The 22499-nt window shown below is 63.0% G+C and carries 22 protein-coding genes and 1 pseudogene; 16 read left to right on the top strand and 7 right to left on the bottom strand.

Annotation, left to right across the window (positions count from 1 at the left end; genetic code table 11):
• From narH to Q7T64_RS12345, 8 genes and pseudogenes are all read left to right on the top strand, one after another.
• A pseudogene (gene narH, locus Q7T64_RS12380) lies at positions 1-621 on the top strand (nitrate reductase subunit beta); the annotation flags it as partial.
• Positions 622-638: 17 nt separating this feature from the next.
• Positions 639-1316 (top strand): nitrate reductase molybdenum cofactor assembly chaperone, encoded by a 678-nt coding sequence (gene narJ, locus Q7T64_RS12375; RefSeq protein WP_304796026.1) that lies wholly within the window; start codon positions 639-641, stop codon positions 1314-1316.
• Complete coding sequence (gene narI, locus Q7T64_RS12370) at positions 1313-2107, top strand: respiratory nitrate reductase subunit gamma (protein WP_304796023.1); 795 nt, start codon at positions 1313-1315, stop codon at positions 2105-2107. The genes narJ and narI overlap by 4 nt, the downstream gene beginning before the upstream one ends.
• Positions 2104-3075, top strand: coding sequence for a peptidylprolyl isomerase (locus Q7T64_RS12365; protein ID WP_304796021.1), 972 nt, complete (start codon positions 2104-2106; stop codon positions 3073-3075). Before narI ends, Q7T64_RS12365 begins: the two co-directional genes overlap by 4 nt.
• Positions 3072-3857, top strand: a complete 786-nt coding sequence (locus Q7T64_RS12360; RefSeq protein WP_304796019.1) for a carbonic anhydrase — start codon at positions 3072-3074, stop codon at positions 3855-3857. Before Q7T64_RS12365 ends, Q7T64_RS12360 begins: the two co-directional genes overlap by 4 nt.
• Positions 3858-3911: 54 nt before the next feature.
• Positions 3912-6344 carry an adenosylcobalamin-dependent ribonucleoside-diphosphate reductase gene (locus Q7T64_RS12355; RefSeq protein ID WP_304796017.1) on the top strand — a complete coding sequence of 811 codons (2433 nt, stop codon included), beginning with the start codon at positions 3912-3914 and terminating at the stop codon, positions 6342-6344.
• Positions 6341-7153 (top strand): nitroreductase family protein, encoded by an 813-nt coding sequence (locus tag Q7T64_RS12350; RefSeq protein ID WP_370653317.1) that lies wholly within the window; start codon positions 6341-6343, stop codon positions 7151-7153. The genes Q7T64_RS12355 and Q7T64_RS12350 overlap by 4 nt, the downstream gene beginning before the upstream one ends.
• A 7-nt stretch (positions 7154-7160) precedes the next feature.
• Positions 7161-7559, top strand: coding sequence for a ribonucleotide reductase subunit alpha (locus Q7T64_RS12345; protein ID WP_304796015.1), 399 nt, complete (start codon positions 7161-7163; stop codon positions 7557-7559).
• A gap of 82 nt (positions 7560-7641) precedes the next feature.
• Here Q7T64_RS12345 and Q7T64_RS12340 read toward each other — a convergent pair whose 3' ends face one another.
• The 4 genes from Q7T64_RS12340 to Q7T64_RS12325 form a co-directional block, all read right to left on the bottom strand.
• On the bottom strand, positions 7642-8406 hold the full coding sequence (locus Q7T64_RS12340) for a DUF6036 family nucleotidyltransferase (RefSeq protein ID WP_304796013.1): 765 nt from the start codon (positions 8404-8406) through the stop codon (positions 7642-7644).
• Positions 8393-8968, bottom strand: a complete 576-nt coding sequence (locus Q7T64_RS12335; RefSeq protein ID WP_304796011.1) for a hypothetical protein — start codon at positions 8966-8968, stop codon at positions 8393-8395. Before Q7T64_RS12335 ends, Q7T64_RS12340 begins: the two co-directional genes overlap by 14 nt.
• Before the next feature lie 194 nt (positions 8969-9162).
• The gene (locus tag Q7T64_RS12330; protein ID WP_304796008.1) at positions 9163-9672 is read right to left on the bottom strand and encodes a GNAT family N-acetyltransferase; all 510 of its coding nucleotides are present in this window, start codon (positions 9670-9672) and stop codon (positions 9163-9165) included.
• A 334-nt stretch (positions 9673-10006) separates the two neighbouring features.
• Positions 10007-10918 carry a LysR family transcriptional regulator gene (locus Q7T64_RS12325; RefSeq protein ID WP_304796007.1) on the bottom strand — a complete coding sequence of 304 codons (912 nt, stop codon included), beginning with the start codon at positions 10916-10918 and terminating at the stop codon, positions 10007-10009.
• Between the two features lie 324 nt (positions 10919-11242).
• On the opposite strand from Q7T64_RS12325, the gene Q7T64_RS12320 reads away from it, so the two are divergent.
• The 8 genes from Q7T64_RS12320 to Q7T64_RS12285 all read left to right on the top strand — a co-directional run bounded on the left by Q7T64_RS12320 (position 11243) and on the right by Q7T64_RS12285 (position 20027).
• Entirely contained in the window at positions 11243-12169 is a 927-nt protein-coding gene (locus tag Q7T64_RS12320; protein ID WP_304796004.1) for an ABC transporter substrate-binding protein, read from the top strand.
• The gene (locus Q7T64_RS12315) at positions 12166-12990 is read left to right on the top strand and encodes an ABC transporter permease (RefSeq protein WP_304796002.1); all 825 of its coding nucleotides are present in this window, start codon (positions 12166-12168) and stop codon (positions 12988-12990) included. Before Q7T64_RS12320 ends, Q7T64_RS12315 begins: the two co-directional genes overlap by 4 nt.
• 1 nt (position 12991) lies before the next feature.
• Complete coding sequence (locus tag Q7T64_RS12310) at positions 12992-13747, top strand: ABC transporter ATP-binding protein (protein WP_304796000.1); 756 nt, start codon at positions 12992-12994, stop codon at positions 13745-13747.
• Positions 13748-13866: 119 nt separating this feature from the next.
• A complete protein-coding gene (locus Q7T64_RS12305) occupies positions 13867-14661 on the top strand; it encodes an enoyl-CoA hydratase/isomerase family protein (RefSeq protein WP_304795998.1) in 795 nt (264 codons plus the stop codon).
• Between the two features lie 114 nt (positions 14662-14775).
• Complete coding sequence (locus tag Q7T64_RS12300; RefSeq protein ID WP_304795996.1) at positions 14776-16326, top strand: class I adenylate-forming enzyme family protein; 1551 nt, start codon at positions 14776-14778, stop codon at positions 16324-16326.
• Between the two features lie 118 nt (positions 16327-16444).
• The gene (locus Q7T64_RS12295) at positions 16445-17608 is read left to right on the top strand and encodes an acyl-CoA dehydrogenase family protein (RefSeq protein ID WP_304795994.1); all 1164 of its coding nucleotides are present in this window, start codon (positions 16445-16447) and stop codon (positions 17606-17608) included.
• The gene (locus Q7T64_RS12290) at positions 17605-18714 is read left to right on the top strand and encodes an acyl-CoA dehydrogenase (RefSeq protein ID WP_304795992.1); all 1110 of its coding nucleotides are present in this window, start codon (positions 17605-17607) and stop codon (positions 18712-18714) included. Before Q7T64_RS12295 ends, Q7T64_RS12290 begins: the two co-directional genes overlap by 4 nt.
• A gap of 131 nt (positions 18715-18845) precedes the next feature.
• On the top strand, positions 18846-20027 hold the full coding sequence (locus Q7T64_RS12285) for an HPP family protein (RefSeq protein WP_304795990.1): 1182 nt from the start codon (positions 18846-18848) through the stop codon (positions 20025-20027).
• Positions 20028-20105: 78 nt separating this feature from the next.
• On the opposite strand, the gene Q7T64_RS12280 is transcribed toward Q7T64_RS12285, so the two are convergent.
• The 3 genes from Q7T64_RS12280 to Q7T64_RS12270 all read right to left on the bottom strand — a co-directional run bounded on the left by Q7T64_RS12280 (position 20106) and on the right by Q7T64_RS12270 (position 22272).
• A complete protein-coding gene (locus tag Q7T64_RS12280) occupies positions 20106-20552 on the bottom strand; it encodes an Hsp20/alpha crystallin family protein (protein WP_304795988.1) in 447 nt (148 codons plus the stop codon).
• 95 nt (positions 20553-20647) lie between these two features.
• Positions 20648-21097 (bottom strand): CBS domain-containing protein, encoded by a 450-nt coding sequence (locus Q7T64_RS12275; RefSeq protein ID WP_304795986.1) that lies wholly within the window; start codon positions 21095-21097, stop codon positions 20648-20650.
• A 26-nt stretch (positions 21098-21123) separates the two neighbouring features.
• Positions 21124-22272 (bottom strand): ribose-phosphate pyrophosphokinase, encoded by a 1149-nt coding sequence (locus Q7T64_RS12270; protein WP_304795984.1) that lies wholly within the window; start codon positions 22270-22272, stop codon positions 21124-21126.
• Between the last annotated feature and the right edge of the window lie 227 nt (positions 22273-22499).

The raw sequence follows: 22499 nt of genomic DNA, 5'->3' as shown, positions 1-22499 counted from the left end.
CCGAACGATCCGAAAGTGATTGCCCAAGCCCGCGCCGACGGCATTCCCGACGCTTGGATGGACGGTGCGCGCAACAGCCCGGTGTACAAGATGGCGGTGGAATGGAAAGTGGCCTTGCCGCTGCATCCGGAATACCGCACGCTGCCGATGGTGTGGTACGTGCCGCCGCTGTCGCCCATCACGTCGGCCGCCAATGCCGGCCACATCGGCATCAACGGCGAGCTGCCTGACATTGCGCAGATGCGCATCCCCGTCCAGTACCTGGCCAACCTGCTGACCGCAGGCGACCCGGCGCCGGTGGTGCGCGCGCTGGAGCGAATGCTGGCCATGCGCGCCTACCAGCGTGGCAAGCATGTCGACCAGATACAGAACCTGGAGGTGCTGCAACAGGCCGGCATTACGGTGGCCCAGGTCGAGGAGATGTACCAGATCATGGCGATTGCCAATTATGAAGATCGCTTCGTGATCCCGACCTCGCATCGCGAGTACGCCGAAAACGCCTTCGACTTGCGCGGCGGCTGCGGCTTCTCGTTCGGCAATGGCTGCTCTGAAGGCAGTACCGAGACCAGCCTGTTCGGCGGCGAAAAGCGCCGCACCATTCCCATCCAATCGATGCTTTGAGCAACAGGAGCGCAAGCATGAAACATCATCCTTATTCGCTGCGTGCACTGGCGCTGCTGCTGTCCTATCCGGACCAGGCACTGCGCAGCCAGCTGGCGCAGTTGCTGGACGTAATCGATGCCGAAGCGCTGGTGCCGGCAGCGCGGCGCACTGAATTGCACGCGCTGGCCGCCGAGCTGCTGCGGCTCGATCCGCTGGAAGTCGAAGCACGCTATGTCGAGACGTTCGACCGCGGCCGGGCTACCTCGCTGCACATGTTCGAGCATGTGCACGGCGACTCGCGCGACCGTGGCCCGGCCATGGTCGACCTGGTGCAGACCTATGAAAAGGCAGGCCTGCTGCTGGCGCCGGAAGAATTGCCCGACCATCTTTGCGTGGTGCTGGAATTTGCCTCCACCCAGCCGGATCGCATCGCGCGTGCCTTCCTGGGCGAGATGTCGCACATCCTGTCGGCCATCTTCAGCGCCCTGCTGCAACGGGGCAGCGCCTATGCGGCAGTGATCGCAGCGGTGCTGGAGCTGGCCGGCGAAAAAGTGCAGGCCGTGCCGATACAAGCCGACGAGCCGATGGATGAGGCATGGGCCGAGCCGGTCGCTTTCGACGGTTGCAGCACCCGCGGCCAGGCCCGTCCGGGCGATCCGCAACCGATCCATATCGTCCGCAAAAATCCGACCGCCAAAGGAGTGACAGCATGAGCGCTCTCGACCACTTCCTGTTCGGGCTCTACCCGTATATCTGCCTCTCCGTCTTCCTGCTGGGCAGCCTGTTGCGATTTGATCGCGACCAGTACAGCTGGAAGAGCGATTCGTCGCAAATGCTGCGCGCCGGCCAGTTGCGCTGGGGCAGCAACCTGTTCCACATCGGCGTGCTGTTCCTGTTCTTCGGGCACACCGTGGGCATGCTGATGCCGCATTTCCTGTACGAGTCCATCATTACCGCCGGCCAGAAGCAAGTGGTGGCGATGGTGTCCGGCGGGATATTTGGCGTACTCGGCTTCATAGGCGTGTCCATGCTGCTGCACCGGCGGCTGACCGATCCGCGCATCCGCATCAACTCCCGTCCCAGCGACATCATGCTGCTGGTGCTGTTGTGGCTGCAGCTTGCACTCGGTCTGGCCACCATCCCGCTGTCGGCCCAGCATCTGGATGGCAGCATGATGATGCGGCTGGCCGAGTGGGCGCAGCGCATCGTCACCTTCCGCAGCGGGGCGGTGGAAATGCTGGCCGGCGCCGGCCTGATATTCAAGCTGCACATGTTCCTTGGCATGACGCTGTTCCTGGTGTTTCCATTCACCCGGCTGGTGCATGTCTGGAGCGGCTTTGGCACGCTGGCCTATGTGGTGCGACCGTACCAACTGGTGCGCAGCCGCAAGCTCGGCATGCGCGCCCAAGTTCCAGCCGGCCACCAGCAAGGAACGCCGCGCTCCATGCAGCAGCCGGCGAGTCCCGCGGTCGTGCCGTCTGAAGCGCGAGGCCGACAATCATGAAACAGGACATCCTGAACAGCGGCTGCGGTGGCGGCAAGAGCGGCGGTGGCTGCGCTTGCAGTGCCAATGCCGCTGCGGCTGCAACGACGCCGGCGGCCGCAACGGGCCCGACCTTCACCACGGCCACAAGGGTCGTGCCCGCCGCCACGGCGGCAGTGAGCGCACCGGCTACGGCCACCGCCACGGCCACGCTCGCCGGCGCCGAGCAGCCGATTGCCAGTGTCAACGGCATTGCCTTGCATGCACCAGGCGCCCGCCCCGGCCCCGATGCGCTGCGCGAACTGGCCTACGCGGAATTGCTGCGGCAGGAAGCGGTCAGGACCGGCGTGCTGGCCGAAACCGGCACGCGCTGGCTGGATGACGCACAGCGCCAACTGGTCGAATCGATGGTCGACCAGGCAGTAACGACGCCGTCGCCCGGGCCAGAAGAATGCTTGCGGTATTACGAGGCCAACAAGGCCCGCTTCGTCAATGGCCAGGCCATGCATGTGCGGCACATCCTTTTTGCCGTGACGCCCGGCGTCAATGTCCAGGCCTTGTCGCAGCGCGCTGAAAAAACCCTGTCCGACCTGTCCCACAAGGGCGTTGCCGCCACCCGCTTTGCCGCACTGGCGGCGGAATTGTCGAACTGTCCGAGCGGCGCACAAGGCGGCGACCTGGGCTGGCTGTCGCCGGACGACCTGGCGCCGGAGCTGGCCACGGCGCTGTTCCAGGCCAATGGCGCGGCGCTTGGGCTGGGCCTGCACCCGCGCCTGATGCACAGCCGTTTCGGCTTCCATATCATCGATGTGCTCGACAAGTGCCTGGGCAAGCAAGCCCCATTCGAGCAGGTGCAGGATCGTGTCGGCGCGCACCTGGCGCTGCATTCGCGCTCGCGCGCCTTGCATCAGTACATGCGTTTGCTGGTTGGCCAGGCCAGCATCACGGGCGTGGAGCTGGAGGGGGCCGATTCGCCCCTGGTCCAATGACCGGGCAGGCCGGAGACGGCGACGAGCTGCTGTTGCGCTTGCGCCGTTTCCGCTCTGATTACTTTCCCTTGCACCGGGAGCAGTTCCAGCAGCTGGTTGCCGAAGGCCAGCATCCCAAGACCCTGTTCATCGGCTGCTCGGATTCGCGGCTGGTGCCTTACCTGCTCACTGGCGCCGGCCCGGGCGATTTGTTCATCGTACGCAATGTCGGCGCGTTCATTCCCCCTTACGACGGCATCATCCGCGATCCGCACAATCTTGACGGCGCGCAGTGTGGCGGCGACCATGGCCATGTTCATGGCGATGGCCTGGTGCATGACACCCGGCAATGGGGCGGCTTGCACGGCACCACTGCCGCCATTGAATTTGCCGTCCTGAGCCTGAAGGTGGAGCGCATCATCGTCTGCGGGCATAGCCACTGCGGCGCGATCCGCGCCGCCTATGAAGGCGTACCCGAAGAAGCGGTCGCCCTGCGCAACTGGTTGCAACTGGCCAACGAAGCGCTGTTGCCGGTGCAGCCTGGCCGAGAAGCCTTGCGCCGCACTGAAGAGCGTGCTGTGGTGCTGCAACTCGAGCGCCTGATGGGCTACCCGATGGTGCGCCGCGAAGTGACTGCCGGCAAGCTGACCTTGCATGGCTGGCATTATGTAATTGAGGATGGCGAGGTACACGTCTTCGATGCACAATCAGGAAACTTCGTGCCCGCATCGACCGCGACCAATAGCGGCACCGGCCCTTATCAACTTTATATTGAAAACGATGGCACACCTGCTTTGGACTGAGCCGGCGACGACGGCAGCACTTGCACCAACCCGCCCCGACAAAGGGTGCCGGCCATGAAGCGCGAAGCCTCGGCCCCGCCGCTGCAAGCCTCGTCGGCGCAGCCGATCAGCGAAGACGTGCTGCGCGAAAAATACCTGAAGCCCGGCGAGACCGGACTGCAAGACCTGTATGCCCGCGTGGCGCGTGCGCTGGCGTCGGTGGAGGCAGAACCGCAGCGCGACCATTACGAAGCAGTGTTCCTGAAAAACCTTTATGCCGGTGCAATTGGCGCCGGGCGCATCATGAGCGCGGCCGGCACCGCCATCCAGGCCACGCTGATCAATTGCTTCGTGCAACCGGTGGGCGACTGCATCCAGGGTGTCGACGACGAAGGCTATCCCGGCATTTACGAAGCGCTGCGCGAAGCGGCTGAAACCATGCGCCGCGGCGGCGGCGTCGGCTATGACTTTTCGCGCATCCGCCCGCGCGGCGCCGAGGTCAAGGGCACGGCGTCCATGGCGTCCGGGCCGTGCAGCTACATCAATGTGTTCGACCAGTCCTGCTCGACCGTGGAAAGCGCCGGCGCCCGGCGCGGCGCGCAAATGGGCGTGTTGCGGATAGACCATCCGGACGTATTCGAATTCATCACCGCCAAGCGCACGCCGGGGCGCTGGAACAACTTCAACGTCTCGGTCGGTGTTCCCGACACATTCATGCATGCGCTGCTTGCCGACGCACCTTGGGAACTGGTGCACCGCGCCCGTCCCGGCGCGACCTTGATCGACAAGGGTGCGCTCCAGCGCGCTGACGGCATGTGGGTCTACCAGTCGATCCCGGCGCGCGAGCTGTGGGACGCGGTGATGCGGTCTGCCTATGACTTCGCCGAACCGGGCATCCTGTTCCTCGACCCCATCAACCAGGACAACAACCTGCGCTATTGCGAGTCGATTGCCGCCACCAACCCGCGTGGCGAGCAACCCTTGCCGCCCTATGGCTGCTGCGACCTGGGCCCCGTCATCCTGCCGCGCTTTGTGCGGCAGCCGTTCGGCTTTGGCGGCGCACCGGCATTCGACTTCGACGCCTTTGCCGCCTGTGTCGCGATCCAGGTGCGCGCGCTCGACAATGTACTGGACCTGACGTTCTGGCCGCTGCCGCAACAGCGGGCAGAATCGGCCGCCAAGCGCCGCATCGGCGTGGGCTTTACCGGCATGGGCAATGTGCTGACCATGCTGTGCCTGCGCTACGACGCCCCCGAAGGACGCGAGATGGCAGCGCGCATCGCCACCTGCATGCGCGACGCCGCCTATGCCGCCTCGATCGAGCTGGCCATCGAGAAAGGCGCATTTCCAAAGTTCGACGCCGACTGCTACCTGGCTCCCGGCACCTTTGCCAGCCGCTTGCCGGATCACTTGCAGCAATCGATCCGCAGCCACGGCATCCGCAACAGCCACCTGCTGTCGATTGCACCCACCGGCACCGTCAGCCTGGCGTTCGCCGACAATGCCTCCAACGGCATCGAGCCGGCGTTTTCGTGGATGTACCGGCGCAAGAAACGCGAGGCCGATGGCAGCACGGCCGAGTATGCAGTCGAAGACCACGCCTGGCGGCTGTACCGCGAGCTCGGTGGCGACGTCAGCCAGCTGCCCGCTTATTTTGTCTCCGCACTCGACATGTCGGCACAAGCCCACATCGCCATGATGCAGGCGGTGCAGCCCTTCGTCGACACCGCGATATCCAAGACCGTGAATATCCCGGTCGACTACGCCTATGACGACTTCAAGGACTTGTACCTGCAAGCCTGGCGCGCGCAGTTGAAAGGACTGGCGACCTACCGCCCCAACGCCATCCTCGGGTCGGTACTGGATGCCGGTCCATCGGCTGCCGAGCTTGCCGGCGACGCGCTCGACGCCGGCGCAGCGCCTGACCCGATGCGCAGCGTGATTGAAAGCCGTCCCAAGGGTGCATTGTCGGCCGTCGCCGAAAAAGTCGACTACTGGACGCAGGAAGGGCGCAAGACCTTGTACATCGTGGTGTCGTTCCTGCCGGTGCCGGCAGCTGGCGGCGGCATGCTGGAGCGCGCCATAGAATTCTTCATGCCGGTCGGGCAAAGCGGCGAATCGCAGCAATGGATCACCTCCAGCATGCGCTTGCTGTCGCTGGCAGCGCGCGGCGGCTTCCTCGACCGCGCATTGTCGGACATGCGCAAGGTGGCATGGGACCGCGGACCGGTCAGGCTGGGCACGATCCAGAAAGCCGACGGCAATCGCGCGCCGCTGTGGCACGACTCCGAAGTCGCCGCCATCGCCTACGCGGTGCAGAACATCATTGCCCAGCGCTCCGGCCAGCGCGCCGGCCAGGTTGCGCCCGATGCAGCCCTGGAGGTACAGGCGCAAGCGCAAACGGTGATGGCGGGACGCAAATGCAGCGAATGCGGCGCCCATGCCGTGATCCGCAAGGATGGCTGCGACTACTGCACGCAGTGCGGCTACCTGGGCACCTGCGGATGAGCAGTGCCCGGCAGCGCTTCATGGGAGAGCGCCAGGTACCGGATCAGCACGAGGGCCCGGCGCATGCCACGGCCACCAACGCCGATACACCAGCCCATGACCTGGCGGAGCTGCTCGGCACGGTGATGCGTGGGCGCCAGACCATCCTGCCCCGGCGTCTGCTTGCGCCGGGGCCTGGCGGCGACGAGCTGGCCGCCATATTCGAAGCGGCGGCCACCGCGCCGGACCATGGCCGGCTACTGCCGTGGCGCTTCATCGTGGTGCCGCCCGCACAACGCGACCTGCTGGCAGAAGCATTCGCCAATGCGCTGCAGCAGCGCGACCCGGCCGCGACACCGGAACAGGTGGTGCAAGCAAAAGAAAAGGCATATCGCTCGCCCTTCCTGTTGCTGGTCGTGGTGGACGAGCGCACCGGCGACGCCGGCATCGACCTGGCCGAGCGCACCATCGCCACCGGTTGCGCAGTGCAGAACATGTTATTGATGGCCACGGCGCTTGGGTATGGCTCGGCGCTGACCAGCGGCAAAGCCTTGAAGTCCAGCCACCTGCGCCAGCTTTTCCAGTTGGCCGACGGTGAGCACCCCTTGTGTTTTGTCAGCATCGGCACCGTGCAGTCGGCCAGGCGGGCGCGCGTGCGTCCCGTGCCGCGCGATTTCGTCAGTTCCGTCGCCGGCAGCGCAAGGCCGGACCAGCAGCCGAGTGCGCCAGCACCGGAGCAACTATCAGCCCCGGCATCGATGTCGGGCCCGGGATCAGGCCCAGGCACAGACCCGACGCCGCCTTCCACTTCTCATACTTCACCAGGTTGACCCATCCATGGACATCACTAGCTTTGACGATTTGTTATCCGCGGCCCGGTCGCAAGCCGAGCCACAACGCCTGCTGCTGGTCTTTACCGGCGCCGAATTGCCGGAGGACAGCACGCCAGCGCAGCGCGAGGAATTTGCGCAAGGGCAGGGCGGGGTGCTGGTACCGCTGATGTGCGTCGACAAATTGCCGGAGGAAGTGACGTCGTTTGCCGCATTGCTGGAAGAATCCGCGCAATTCGCCAAGGACTGGCGGCTGGTATTTGCCGCCGGCATCCCGCTGTCGCGCGCCATGACCAGCGAAGCCGCCGAAGCGCCGCTCCAGACCATGGTGGAATCAATCCGTCGCGGCGAACATGCCAGTTTCATCCCGTTTGACCGCAGCGGGGAGGCGGTGCAATTGCATTAGGAGCTGTGGCGGCGCTTGTGTGGCGGTGCCGTGGTGGTATCGCGGCTTTCCGGCGTTGACATTCGCTGCGCGCCTTAAGCGCTTATCGCGAAGGCCCTCTGTCGACATCCTTGTCACTGACGTACCCGCGACCATCTTTGTATTCGATGGTGTATGTCTTTCCGAGTCTTGGGCGCGCATCAATTTTCGATGCTTGGTGAAATACCACCCGACCCATTTCTATCTCTTGCTGCGCGACGGTCTCGGTCGTGCTGATTATTTTCCCGGTGTACCGGCCTGATACCTCATTGATCTGGACGGTCTTTGTTTGGTCGACGCCGGCAAACAATCCGGTAATCCGTTCAATGATTCGGGCGGTCAATTTCAAGTCGTCTTCCGGATTCGAAACGGTTGCAGCCAACTCAAGCGCGCGATCTTTGCCCACCATTCCGTGGGCGATCATCACCCGAACGTAATCGATGTCTTTGGGACGGTAGGCCGCAACTTTGGCCACAAACAGGTCGTGCGGATCAAGACACAGACCGGTGACGCCGTTAGTTTGCGGACTGTTTACATTGATCAGCCGGCTTTTCCAGCCCCTGGGAAGAATGGCCGTTTTCTCGGTTATTGGATCGGCGTAATACCCGAACAAACGATGGAACTCCGAGTCTTCGCCGATACTATTAAGCTGCTCGGTCAGTTCCGGCTTGTTCTTCGCAACGAGATCGACTTCCATGGACCACAATAGCTCGTCGGGGGCATCGGGATATTTTCCTAATATCGCCTGAGAACCCAACACGAGAAACTGCGTGTCCTTGACGATGTCGCCAGCAGCGCGAAGCAGATGTTCAAGGTTAGATCGCTTCACGTAACTGCTCCACGAGTCGTCTGTCCAGCAAGCCAACGTACGGCGGAGATTGCCTTAGCCGGTTCGAATCTTCGTCTTCCCCTGTCATGGCAACGATAATTTCTTCATCGCTACCAGCCTCCAAAAGCGATCGCCATTCATCGTAAGCGGAGCACCAGACATCGTTCTGCTTCCAGCGCGCCAGGTTCTCCAGGCCGCAGCGACGGATCGTTTTGATATCAATTTTTTCGATCACCTTTTGCGCCAAGCGAAGTTTGAACACGTCCAGTTCTGCCTGGGCATTGCGGTTGCTTGCCGCAGTCACACCAACCTGGATCGTGATGTTTCCCAGCGTGACGAGGCGATTAACGCGTTTTCCAAGGCGCGTTTTAACTTCCGCGAGAAGTTCTTCAACAGGGGCGGACTCTGCAGCTCTCAAATAGACACCTTGCCCGGCCCGGTTCAAAACGTGCTCTGCCTCTAGTTCACGAAGTACTCTGGAGACCTGTCTTGGTTGTCCGCCGAGAGAAAGGTCCGCGCGAAGGAATACGCGCTTCGGTGAGCGGCGAATGCTTGCCTTCATTCGATCTTTTAGTGAATAGTGCATGGTATCTGATGAGCAAATATTAGACCTTAATGTCCTATATTTGCACTAGGAGATAGTGGCGTCAAGCGTCCAGTGCTCCTCCTTGCCGGCCAGCGGCGACCACAGGTCTTCCCTGCTGTTGCTGATTCGACCAGCATCATCACCAGTTCTGCCGGCGCCATCTGGCGGACTCACCCCTCCTGCGACATCGGCTGCTGACACCGCTTCTTGCCCCCGCTTTGCAGGCTGTAATTCCCGCCAGTACGCTCAAACCCGATCCGGGTCAGCAGGCGGTCACTGCGTTCGAGCTGGGTGGCGCTGTTGATCCCCACGCAAATCTCGAACGCGGAGCGGTTCTCCGCCCATCGGCGAAATGCGCTGATCAGCTTGAAGCCCGCGCCGCTCATTCGCTTTTCGGGGAATACGTAATAGACCATCACGCTGGCAACCGGCAAGTCGGAAAAAAGGTGCCGTTCTATGACGCCGATAAGTACGCCGGCGATGCTGCCGCGCTCATCTTCGGCAATGAGCAGGCAATTCGTTCCGCGTTCGTTCTGGCCCAGCTCAATGATGTCGTACAGGTTTTCAGTGACCCGGAGGGTGCTGTAGTCAAAGGCCGCGAAGCGGGTTTCGGCGTGGATGCGGCGGCCCAGGATTGCCAGCGTGGGTACATCGTTGGTGTTGGCGTAGCGTATTTTCATGCCTTGCAAGCCTGCTGCCGTGGCTTGCTGGTGGGGCGGCTTGATCCGGTCGGCTTCGCAAACACCGACGCAAGCGCCGATGTCGTCCTTCGCCCTAAAGGTATTGGCATGTCCAAACCCGGCAATCTTGACGGGGGATTTCCTCGGTCCTTCATGTGCTTCGATCTCCTTCTCGCAAGGGCAACGGGTGCGCAGCAGCCGGCCGGAACTTAAATTGGCCAGTAGTGCGCAACAAGGATTGTTGGGTTGCAAGTTCGCGGAATGACAGCCTCGGTTCGATTGCCGATGCGGCCGTGCGATTGTTGGCCGCAGCTGCGGAGCCAAGCGCGGTCGCTCAGGCCGAGTCTGCAGACAGCCGGTCCGACAGGAAGTCGAGGAAGGCCCGTACCTTGTTGGATATGCCCTTGCGGCTCAGCATCAGTGCGCTGGCCTGCACCGGCGCGCTCTCCCAGTTGGTCAGTACGCGCACCAGCCGGTTGGTCTTGACGTCGTTCTTGCACATTACGTTGGGCAGCACGGCCAACCCGATGCCGCTGACTGCCAGTTCGCGTGCCACGCCGATGTTGTTGACCACGATCCTGCCTTCCACCGACACCAGCCGGTGGCGCTCGTTGTTGCCGCGGTTGATCATGTTCCACACACCATCCTGGCGTTGCTGGTCGGTGACGATGCAGTCGTGCTTCTGGAAATCTTCAATCGATTCCGGTGCGCCGCGCGCCGCCAGGTAGGCCGGGTTGGCATAGACGCCGCGGGTAATGGTGGCCAGCCGCCGGTAGATCAGGCCCGACTCTTTCAGTCGTCCGAGGTGGATCGTGACGTCATAGGGGTCGTCGCGCGGCGTGACGAAACGGTGATTGACGTCGACTTCCAGATGAATGTCCGGATACCGCAGTGCAAAATCGGCGATCGCCCGCGACAGCCACGAGATGCCGAAGTCGATCGGAATGCTGATGCGCAGCGTGCCGCGCAATTCCTCCTGCATCTCCGTGGCTTCCTTGCCGGCGCGGTCGACTTCGCTGACCAGGCGCGCGCAATGCTCATACAGCGTGGCGCCGAGTTCGGTGGTGGAAAGCCGGCGATAGCCCTTGCGCAGCAGCACGCCGCCCAGTCGCTGTTCCAGCACAGTGAGCCTGCGGCTGATGGTGGACTTGGGAATGCGCAGCAGCTCGGAGGCTCGCGTGATCGACTTCGCATTCACAACCTCGTAGAACAGCACCAGGCTGTTCAGGTCGAGTCTCTCGTTCAAGCTCGCTCCTTGCTGCTCCATGGGCATCGGGATGCCGCCGGAACGCTATGACGCACTGCGGAAATTCGTCTGCGTTCCATTTTTGGAACGCACATTTCCAGAATCAATTCTATCCGAACGCACAGGGATTCGAGTAGCATGAATCGGTAGTCACAAGAACTACGTCCATGATCGGCCAACGCGGCAAGCCGTACCGGCGCGTCCAGGCCCAGACAAACAATTGCCTACCGGGCAGAGGAGACATTGATGCATGACGTTAAAAGGAGGCAGCTCCTGCAAGCTGCAGCTGCGCACGGCCTGACCCTTGGTGTGGCAGGTGCGACGATGAGCATGTCCAGCCCGGCAATGGCACAGCCCTTGGCCAGTGTGAAATGGGCCAACCTGACTCCCGGCTTTACCATCCTGATCACCGAATACGTGATGGCAAAGGGGCTCGACAAGAAGTTTGGCCTGGACCTTGGCAAGCCGACTTCCTATACCGCAGTCAGCACCTACTACAACGATTTCGTGGCCGGCAATTTCGACGTCTGCATGGGCAGCTGGGACACCTTCGCCGCACGCTACCTGACCGGTGTGCCGATGCAACTGGTGTGCGCCATCACGACCGGCAACATGATCAACATCCTCACCCCCAAGGATGGTCCAAAGACCATCAAGGAGATGGAGGGCAAGATCTTCGCCGCGCCACAGTCGACCGGTACTTACCGCATGACGCGCGCCATCATCAAGGAACTGCAGGGCTTCGATATCGAAGCGCAGACCAAGATCCAGAACGTCGACAATCCTGCCGCCGCCGTCACGCTGGTGATGGCCAATCGCGCCGAAGCGGGCCTGTCGTGGGAGCCGAACATCAGCGCCGCCTTGAAGCGCGTGCCTGACATGCGGGTGCTGTACAACGCCGGCGAGGAGTACAAGAAAAAGACCGGCCTGGACCTGCCGTTCTTTGGCGTCGCCGTCAAGAAAGACATGCTGGCCAAGGATCCCTCGCTGGCCAAGAAAATCGACGACATGTTCCGCGAATGCATACGCGGCATCACCGGCAATGTCGACGAGGCGGTCAAGATCGGCGGTTCCAAGTCGGGCATTCCAGCCGACGTGCTGGCCACATCCATCTCATCGGGCCGCTTGCAGCTCAAGCATATCTCCATGTCCGACGAAGCGGGCCGCAAGAGTGTGCGCACCGCAGCGGAATTCCTGGCCCGCAACAAGGCGCTTCCGCGTACGATCGACGACGGCTTCTTCGCGTCATGAGCGTAAAAGTACCGGAAGCCACGGTCGCGGCCGTGGTGGCGCCGGCCGGCAAGGCGGCGGTCGGGCCGCCACGCGGGCGCGACCTCAAGGCCTCGATCGTGGTGGGCCTGCTGCTGGTGCTGGCCATGGAAGTGGCCAGCCGCTTCGTGCCGGACTATGTAATGCCCTCGCCGGTGATCGTCGCCAGGTCGCTGCAGGAATTGCTGAGCACCGACCTGACGCACGTTGCCATCACGCTGGGCCGCTTGTTGATCGCGATCGTGTTTTCGATGTTTGTCGGGGTCACGATCGGCCTGATCATGGGCGTATCGGATCGCTTCGGCCATTATTTGCGGGCGTTGGTGATCATCGATACCGGCATACCGGCGCTATCGTGGATGCTGGTTGCGGTGTTCTGGTTCAAGGAGCCGGAAACCCGGATCTTCTTCATCCTGACCGTCATCCTGCTGCCCTTTTATGCACTCAATGTGTATGAAGGCATGCGGGCGATCCCGAAAGACTGGGTGGACATGATGGAGAGCTTCCGTCCATCCCGCCTGCAGATGATGCGCTACCTGATCGTGCCGCATATCGTGCCCTACATTTTCCTGACGACCAAGTCCGTGATCGGCTATGCGATCCGGATGGTGATTTTTGCCGAACTGGTGGCCTCGGCGGTCGGTATCGGGTCGCGCATGAGCCTGTCGCAGTCCATGTTCCGCATCGACCAGGTGCTGGCATGGACATTCCTGCTGGTCGTGTTGAATCTCGTCATCCAGTGGCTGGCCGCCGTGTCCGAGCGCCGCCTGCTGAAATGGCGTACTGATGTGAAGGTGCGCTGACATGGCGGAAACAGCATTGCTTGAACTGGACAAGGTTTCCAAGCGCTTTGGCGAATTTGTTGCGGTCGATCGACTTTCGATGACAGTGCACCAGGGAGAAATCGTCGCCTTGCTGGGCCGTACCGGCGCTGGCAAGAGTACGGTCATGGGCCTGCTGATGGGCTCGATCAGTTGCGACGAGGGCGCGGTCCGGGTGGCGGGAAAAGATCCGTCCAAGGATTTCCAGGATTTGCGCGGCAAGCTGTCGGTCAGTTTCCAGACCGACCGCCTGCTGCCCTGGCGAACCACGGTCGAGAACGTCGAGCTGGGTCTGCAGATCCTGAATTTCCCCAAGGACCAGATTCGGCCCAAGGCGCTGGAGTGGCTGCGTCGCGTCAACCTGCACGATGCGCAGGACAAATACGTGCACGAACTGTCGGGCGGGATGCGGCAACGGGTATCGCTGGCGCGCGCGCTGGCGGTGGACCCGGAGCTGCTATTGCTTGACGAATCGTTCAGCCAGCTTGACCACGTGACGTCCCAGGTGCTGCGGCGCGACTTTGCGCAGATCGTGCGGCAGTACCACAAGACCTGTGTATTCGTGACCCACCGGATCGACGATGCACTGGAAATGGCGGATCGCATCTTCGTGCTGGCGGCGCCGGCAAGCGTGCGACTGGAGCTGCGGTTGTCGGCGGCAGATCGCGCCGATCCGGAGCGCATGAAGCAGATCCATGGCGAAATTGCAGCGGCAATCGGCGCTGGTCCGGACGAATAGCGCAGGTCCATCGATAAAAAGCATTGCAGGGAATATCCGCATGCGGCTGCACGCTGCAGGGGAAGCTGTCATCACACGTTTCAAACGCAGGCATTCATCGACATCGAGGAAGGAGCATCATGGAATACAAGGACATCATCGCCGAGCGCGTTGAGGGCTGGCTGGAAATCACCATCAACCGCCCTGAAAAGCTCAATTCGCTGCGCGACACCACGGCAGAGGAAATCATGGCCGCCATGTCGGAGGCGGAAAGCGACCGCGACGTGCGTGCGGTGATCCTGAAGGGCAACGACAAGGCCTTCTGCACCGGCATCGACACCAGCGAGTTCACCATTGCACCGAACGAGTACTTCGATTTTTACCGCAAGCGCAAGCGGACCCGCAAGGTCAATGTGCTGTTCCGCGAAGTCAGCGCCTTCACCAAGCCGGTGATTACGGCGGTGGAAGGGTTCGCACTGGGCGGCGGCCTCGAACTGGCGCTGGTGGGCGACATCATCATTGCCGGCGCAAACGCGAAATTCGGCCTGCCGGAAATCCGGCTGGGCATGATGCCAGGCGGCGGCGGCACGCAAACGCTGACGCGCCGGATCGGGCCCTCGCTGACCAAGGAACTGATCTGGACCGGTCGTCGCTTCACGCCCGAGGAGGCGAAAGAGTACCGCCTGGTCAATCATGTCGTGCCGGCCGGCGAGGCGCTGACCAAGGCGCGCGACATCGCACGCACCATTGCCGGCAATGCACCGCTGCCGGTGATGATGACCAAGAGCGTGATCGACCATGGCATGGACATGTCGCTGGCCGATGGCATGACGGCGGAAGCCGACGTGTCGTTCATGCTGTACTTCAGCGACGACCGCAACGAAGGCCTGACGGCATTCAAGGAAAAGCGACCGCCTTCGTTCAAGGGCGAGTAAGCGGCATGGCGCCACGCTCCCGGCTGTCGGGACGTGTGCGCCTGCGCCGTCCCGGCAACCGCTGCCGGACAAGCATATTGATTGCCCCGCCCCCCGATTCGACCAGGACCCACCATGCGACTTGAACTTTTGCTTGCCGGCCACGCGCGCCGCACTCCCGACAAGACCGCCGTTATCATCCACGGCAGCCGGATCAACTATGTCGATCTGCACGAAAGCGCATTGCGGGTCGCCGCCGGCTTGCGCGGCCTGGGCGTGCGCGCCGGCGACCGGGTCGTGGCCTACCTGCCCAACGGGATTGAATTCGTCCAGTTGATGTTCGCCACCTTTCATCTGGGCGCGGTGCTGGTGCCGGTAAATACCCGCCTGACGCCGAAGGAACTGACTTATTTCGCTGCCGACAGCGAAGCCAACGTACTGTGCGTCGACAGCAGCAGCCTGGCCGCACTGGCGCCGGTTGCCGATGCCTTCAAGGACATGCATTGGGTGGTGACCGGCACGCCAGGCCCTGGCCATGTGCCGTTCGCGACGCTGGCCGCCCATGCGCCGGAAGACCTGCCGGAAATCCCGCTCGAAAACTGCGAGGACTGCATGGTGATCTACACCTCGGGCACGACCGGGCGGCCCAAGGGCGCAGTCATCACGATGGCCAACTTCATCATCAACCATGCCTACCTGAATGCGATGGACTGGGGCATTCGTGGCAGCGACATTTATCTGGTGACGACGCCGTTGGCGCACCGCACCGGCATGGCGCGCATGATGAATTCAATCTGCCTGGGCGGCACGCTGGTGGTGATGGAGCGCTTTGATCCGGAACAGGCGATTGCCCTGATCGAGCAGCACCAGGTCAGCGCGCTGGGCATGGTGCCGACGGTGGCGCGCATGCTGATGCCGCACCTGAAGCAAGCGGCGCATCGCTGCGACAGCCTGCGCCACATCATCGTTACCGGCGAAGCCTTTCCGGTCGACCTCAAGAAGACGCTGATCGGCCTGCTGCCAAAGGTCGAGCTGCATTCGTTTTTCGCAATGACTGAAGTGGGCGCGGTGACCGGCCTGAACCATCTTGAGCAATTCACGCATCCGGCCTCGGTCGGTCGCGTCACGCTCGGGGTGGAAGTCAAGATCGTCGACGACGACGGCAATCGTGTGCCGGCGGGCGAGCCCGGCGAATTGCTGGTGCGAACCGGCGCACCCGGCAATTTCCTGACCATGCGCGGCTATTACCGCCGTCCCGAAGAAACGGCCAAGACCATCGTCAATGGCTGGATCCGCACCGGCGACATGGCCCGCATGGACGACGAGGGCTACATGTACATCGTCGACCGCAAGAAGGATATGGTGCTGTCCGGCGGCTTCAATATTTACACCAAGGAAGTCGAGCAAGTGCTGCTGGAACATCCGGCCGTGCTCGATGCTGCCGTGGTCGGCGTGCCGGACGAGATTTTTGGCGAGGCAGTGGCGGCATTCATTGAACTGCGTCCGGACAGCAAGCTCGACGCGGCAACGCTGATCGAGCATTGCCGCGAGCGGATCGCCGGCTACAAGAAACCCAAGCATGTGTTTTTTATCGAGGCCTTGCCGCGCAATGCGCTGGGCAAAGTGCTCAAGGCGCCCTTGCGCGAGACAGCGTCGAAAGCGGTGGCGCAGGGCGGCGCCGGCTAGCAAGGTGCGGCGCGATTGCGGGCCAGCGCGGCTGGCCCCGGTCGGTGCCAATCCATACAGGAAATTGGCAAGCGGGAATTGACCAGATAGCAGGCCGCAACCGACCATTGAGAATCGCATGCTCAGAACACTGACTGACGAAGAGGAAAATTTCCGCACCGAGGTGGCCGGCTGGCTGAGCGCCAATGTGCCGTCGGACTTGCGGCATACGACATTCCGGCCCTTGCCGCGCGATTGCATGCCCTGGTACCGGCAGCTTTACCAGCGCGGCTGGATCGCGCCGCACTGGCCGCGCGAGTTCGGCGGCATGGCCGCCACGCCAGTGCAGGAAGTGATCCTGATGGAAGAGCTGGCGCGCGCCGGTTCGCCCGACATCCCGGGCCAGGGCTTGAATCATATCGGCCCTATCCTGATCAAATGCGGTACGCCGCAACAGCAGGCGCGGCACCTGCCGGCAATCCTTTGCGGCGACGCCGTGTGGTGCCAGGGCTATTCGGAGCCCGGCTCTGGTTCCGACCTGGCCAGCCTGCGCACCCGGGCCGTCATCGACGGCAACGAACTGGTCATCAGCGGCCACAAGATCTGGACCACCTGGGGCCATCACGCCGACTGGATGTTCGCACTGGTGCGCACCGCGGACGGCGCGGCCCGCCAGCATGGCATCACGTTCGTGCTGATCGACCTGAAGTCGCCCGGTATCAGCCGCCGTCCGATCCGCACCATCGCTGGCGATGATGAATTTTGCGAAGTGTTTCTCGACGCGGTGCGGGTGCCGATGGAAAACGTGGTGGGTGAAATTGACCGCGGCTGGGCAGTGGCGACCGCGCTGCTGAGTGAAGAGCGCTTGCGCATTGGCGCGCCGGTGCTGGCGCAAAGGGCGCTGGAGCGCCTGCGGCGGCTGGTGCGTGCATCGCCGCCTTGCCCGCGCAACGACGAAGCGCTGGCGCAGGCGGAAATGGAAGCCGAGACGCTGACCGCGTCCTACCTGGCGCTGGCCGAGGCGCAGCACCAGGGGGGCGCAGCCGACAGCTCGTACCTGAAGATACTCGCCACCGAAACCGTGCAATCGATACTCGACCTGCTGCAGCAAGTGGCAGGCGAAGCGGCGTCGCTATGGCACGCGCCCTCCGGAGACGGCTTGCTGGACTACTCCGAAATGTTCCTGCAGTCGCGCCGGCTGACGATCTACGGCGGCACCAACGAAATACAGCGCAACCTGATTGCCGCCAAGGTGATCGGCTTGCCGCCAATGGCCGGCGCACCGGCGAGGAGAAAGGAATGAGCCATGCCGGACTGACGGAAAGCGCGCGCATGATCCTCGACAGCGCGATCGAGTTTGCCGAAGGATCGGGCGGTCCGCTGCGGGCCCGCGCGATGCGCGACAAGGCCGGCCAGCTCGACAGCAGAACCTGGCAGCAGATACTCGGCCTGGGCTGGCCGCTGGTGGCGGTAGCCGAAGAACATGGCGGCCTGGCGCTGGGACTGGATTGCGTTGCCGCACTGGCGGAGGGGACCTCGCGCATGTTGCTTCCTGAGCCCTTGCTGGCCAATGTGGTGGGCGCGGCCTTGCTGTCGGCTTGTGCTGGCGATGCGCTCAATCCGGGCGGCGCCGGCCCGGCCGCCCGTGCCGCCCATGCGATGCTGGCCGCGCTGATGGACGGCGCGCGGCTGGCGGTGCCGGTATTCCCGGCCACGCGCGGCAAGACGCCGATGCTGCAGAAGAATGTGCCGGACTGCTACCCCGGCGCCACCTTGCTGGTCGCCAAGGACAGTGGCAAGCGTTTTTGCATCCGCGCCGTGCCCATCGATGCGGCAGGGGTCACGTTGCACTCGGGCGCCTGTGTCGATGGCAGCATGCTGTCGGATGTGGAGATCACGGAGCCGGCATGGGATGCGGCGGTCACGATTGCGGAGGGCCCTGCTGCGCGCGCTGCATTTGCACTGGCCCATGACAGCCTGTTGATCAGCTATGCAGCCGCGCTGGTGGGCGTGATGGACGAGGCCTTGCAGCAGACCATTGAATACATGAAGGTGCGCCAGCAGTTCGGCACGCCGATCGGATCGTTCCAGGCGCTGCAGCACCGGGCAGCGAGTTGTCATGTCGATATCCAGGCCGCGCGCGCGCTGGTGTATGAAGCCTGCAAGGCGACCCGGCCGGACTTGCGTGCGCGCGCCGCCGTGGCGGCCAAGGCACGGGCTTCCGCGGCCGGACTGCGTGTGACCAAGGAGTGTGTGCAGTTTCACGGCGCGATCGGTTTTGCCGATGAACACAATATCGGCTTGTACCTGAAAAAAGCCATGGCGCTGGCGGCGCGCCTGGGCGGCGAAGTGCAGCAGCGCGCGCGCTATGCGCAATTGCTGGTGGCAGCCGATGCGAACCCGCGCTGAGCGCAATCGAGCGTTTGCAACATTGGAATCAATTGATTTCAATGTTGCAACTGGCCAGTGGCGCGACATGAAGTCGTCATCGGATTGGAAAACTCTGCAATAATCAGAGCCCTTTCCGGCCCGCCCGTACCATGATGCAGCGCTTGTTCCAGCAGTTTCGTCAGTTTGCTTTCCATGCCCAGGATATTTCCAACCGCGAGAAAGCGCGTTCCGCGCTGGGTGCGCTGATCGGCATCGCCATCACGTCGCTGGTGTGCCGCTTGCTGATCGATGAAACCGCCGGTCTGCCATTCATCGTCGCGCCGCTGGGCGCGTCTGCCGTGATCCTGTTTGCCTTGCCGGCCAGTCCGCTGGCGCAACCGTGGCCGGTATTTGGCGGCAACACGCTTTCGGCCCTGGTCGGCATCGCATGCGGGCAACTATTCAACGAGCCAATGGTGGCGGGCATGGTCGCCGTTGGCGCAGCGATTGCCGTCATGTTCTGGCTGCGTTGCCTGCATCCGCCGGGCGGCGCGGCAGCACTGCTGACAGCGCTGGGTGTGCCGGGTTTGGCCACGGCCGGCTTTGGCTTTGCGCTCGCGCCCGTGGCAATCAATTCGCTGGTGCTGATTGCGGCGGCAGTTGGCTATAACCGCTTGTGCGGGCGGCGTTATCCGCACACGGTCAGCGACCTGACCGACAAGCATGTCGCACCGCATCGCCCGGACCCGCACGTGGGCATCACGCCAGAGGATCTCGACGCGGTGCTGCGCGAGCACACGGACTTGCTCGACATCAGTCGCGGCGACCTGGAAGAGATACTGCAAAAGACGGAGCGGCACGCCTGGCATCGCCAGTTTGGCGCGATCAGTTGCGGCGACATCATGTCGCGCGATCTGGTGACGGTTGAATTCGGCACCGAGATCCACGAGGCATGGACACTGCTGCGCGACCATGAATTGCAGGCATTGCCGGTGGTGAACCGCTTTCATCGGCTGGAGGGCATGGTCAACCAGCATGACATGCTGCTGGCCGCTGACGAGGCGCCGGGGCATGGTTTGCGGGACCGGCTGCGCGCGATCCTGCAACGCAGCGCTAGCATGCATTCGGACAAGGCTGAAGTGGTCGGACAGATCATGGTGGCCGACCCCGTGGTCGCCTATGAGGACCAGCCGATCGCGGAGCTGATTCCGTTGATGTGCAACGGCGGCGCGCACCAGATACCGATCCTCGATCGCAACCAGCGGCTGGTCGGCCTGGTGGCGCAGGCTGACATGGTGGCGGCGCTGTACCAGGCTTCGTTTGACGCAGCACCATTGCGCAAGCAAGGCTAGCGTCATCCATTGCGGCAGTGCGTCCTGTCCTGCATCCGCCCGGCTCCGTGCCGGGCGCAAGCCATTGGCGCAAACTTTTTACTTGATCTCCAGCGTGCGCCGCGACTTCGATTCGGCACGCATCGGCAAGGTCAGTTGCAGCACGCCATTGTCAAAGTGTGCGTCTGCCTTTTCCTCGTCGATTTCGTGGCCGAGCGAGAATGAGCGCGATTCCCGTCCGTAGTAGCGCTCCGATTGCACGACGCGGTCGCCTTCCTTGCGCTCCTTGGCGTCTTTTACTTCGGCCGAGATGGTAACGGTATTGCCTTCGATTGCAACGCGGATATCTTCCTTTTTTACGCCGGGCATTTCGGCATGCACGGTGTAGGCGTTTTCAGTCTCGACGACGTCCATCTTGATGCGCGGCGTAGGCTCGATCGGCCGGAACATCGGCGTGTTTTCAAGGCCTTCGAACAGTTCATCGAACCGTCCGAACGGATTGGCGCGCAGGGCGGTGAACGGATTGAAGCGAGCGAGATTTTGCATGGCAAACCTTCCTTTTTGTGGCTGCGTATCGTCAATTTCGGGGTGACGTGTCCCCTGAGTGAGGCCTTGCGGCGATTGGTCTGCGACCGGACTGCTCAGCGGCGCGCGGTTTTTTCATGATCGCGTTGCTGCGCGGCGGTGCGCGCCAGCATCGACATTTCCTCCGCCAGCAATTGCAGGATGTCGTCGGCCGAAACCAGGCCGACCAGCGTACCTTCGCTATTGGTCACCGGCAGCCGGCGTACGCCGCGGTTGCGCATGACGCGCAGCGCTTCGACAAAGCCGGCATCTTCCGGGACAGTCACCACCGGTGCGCTCATCACATCGCCGGCCGTGAAGGTGGCGACATCCAGGCCGGTGGCCACGGTTTCAATCACGATGTCGCGGTCGGTCAGGATGCCCAGCGGTATGCGCTGCGCCGGATCCTTGTCGATGACTATCAGGTCGCCGACATGGTGTTTGCGCATCAGTGCTGCGGCCTCTTGCAGCGTGGCTTCGGCATTGCAGCAAATCACATCGCGGATACAGCATTCACTGATAGGCATCAGGCTTTCTCCTTGTTGGTACTGGATCAGGTTTGCTGCGGATGCGCGCTCGCCTGGGTTGCTGCCGGCACGGGCAAGGCGGTGCTGCCGGTAGCGGGTGCGTCGATGCTTCGGGCCATATGATCGGCCTGGATGGCCAGGCGTTCCTGACGGATCGCCAGCCAGCCGGCAATATTGATTTCGGTCAGCTCCACGATCGAGCCGTCTGCGTGCAGGCGGGCGATGGCTTCGGCCACCAGCGGCGTCGAGTCCAGCAGCGAGAGCTTGCTGCGTACCGTGCCCTGGTCCAGCCGCAGTACCGGCACGGTGTCGCACACCAGCAGGCGATCCATCGGCGGCAGGTCGAGCACCTGCGAGGCTTGCGCCTGGAATACGCCGTGGGTGGCGGCTGCGATGATGCGCGCGGCGCCGGCCTCGTGGCTGGCGCATGCCGCGCGCGCAATGGTGCTGCCGCTGCTGATCAGGTCGTCGAGGATGATGACGTCGCAGCCGCTGGTGTCGCCCACCAGCTGGCCGCCCCCGAGCTGCCCTTCGCTGCGATATTTTTCCATGAACGCAACCCCGGCCTGGCGGCCGACCGCTTCCGACATCAGGCGCCGGAAGCGATCGGCGCGCTTGACTGCGCCGGTGTCGGGCGCCAGTACCGTGATGTCGCGGCTGGACAATTGCGGGACGAGTGCTGCCCCGATCAAGGGTGCGGCGCACAGATGCTCGGTGCGATGGCGAAACGCGTTCTGGAATGCCGCCACGTTATGGACGTCGATCGTCACCACGACGTCGGTGCCGACCGCTTCCAGCAAGCCGGCCACGTAGCGGGTCGTGACCGGGTCGCGCGATTTGCTTTTCTGGTCCTTGCGGGCATAGGCCAGGTAGGGAATCACGGCCGTCACCCGTGCCGCGGCTGCGTCCTTGAGTGCACCAATGAAGAACAGCAAGCGGCACAGCTTGTCGTTGACGCTGTAGTCGAAGTCGGCGTACAGCGAATGCACGACATAGACGTCACGCCCGCGCACGCTGGCCAGCGGACGCGACTTGTGTTCGCCGTCGGCAAATTCGCGCTCTTCGATGGGCAGCAAGTCCAGGCCCAGGCACGCGGCAACGCGCTCACCGTAGGCCATGCCGCATCCGAATGCGAACAGCGCCGGCCCGGCGCGCTGGTCGGCTGTCGCGGGCATGCGCTGCCGTGCTTGTCGTGGCTGGGGTGGCTGCGGTGGCGTGAACATCTGTGTGGGTGGGATCAGGAGGATTGAAGCCGCATTCGAAATCGTCGCGGGCTACTCTGGCGCCAGTGAGGAATCGCCGGCACGTAGCGCGCCGCCACGCAAGCCGGCCGGGCCATATGCCAGACGCTTTGCACCGGTACCTGAACATGATCGGTCCTGGGCCGCAGCGGCTCTTGACC

The organism is Lacisediminimonas sp. (assembly GCF_030645335.1).
Classification (GTDB): domain Bacteria; phylum Pseudomonadota; class Gammaproteobacteria; order Burkholderiales; family Burkholderiaceae_D; genus Lacisediminimonas.
This window is presented reverse-complemented; position numbering and strand designations above follow the sequence as displayed.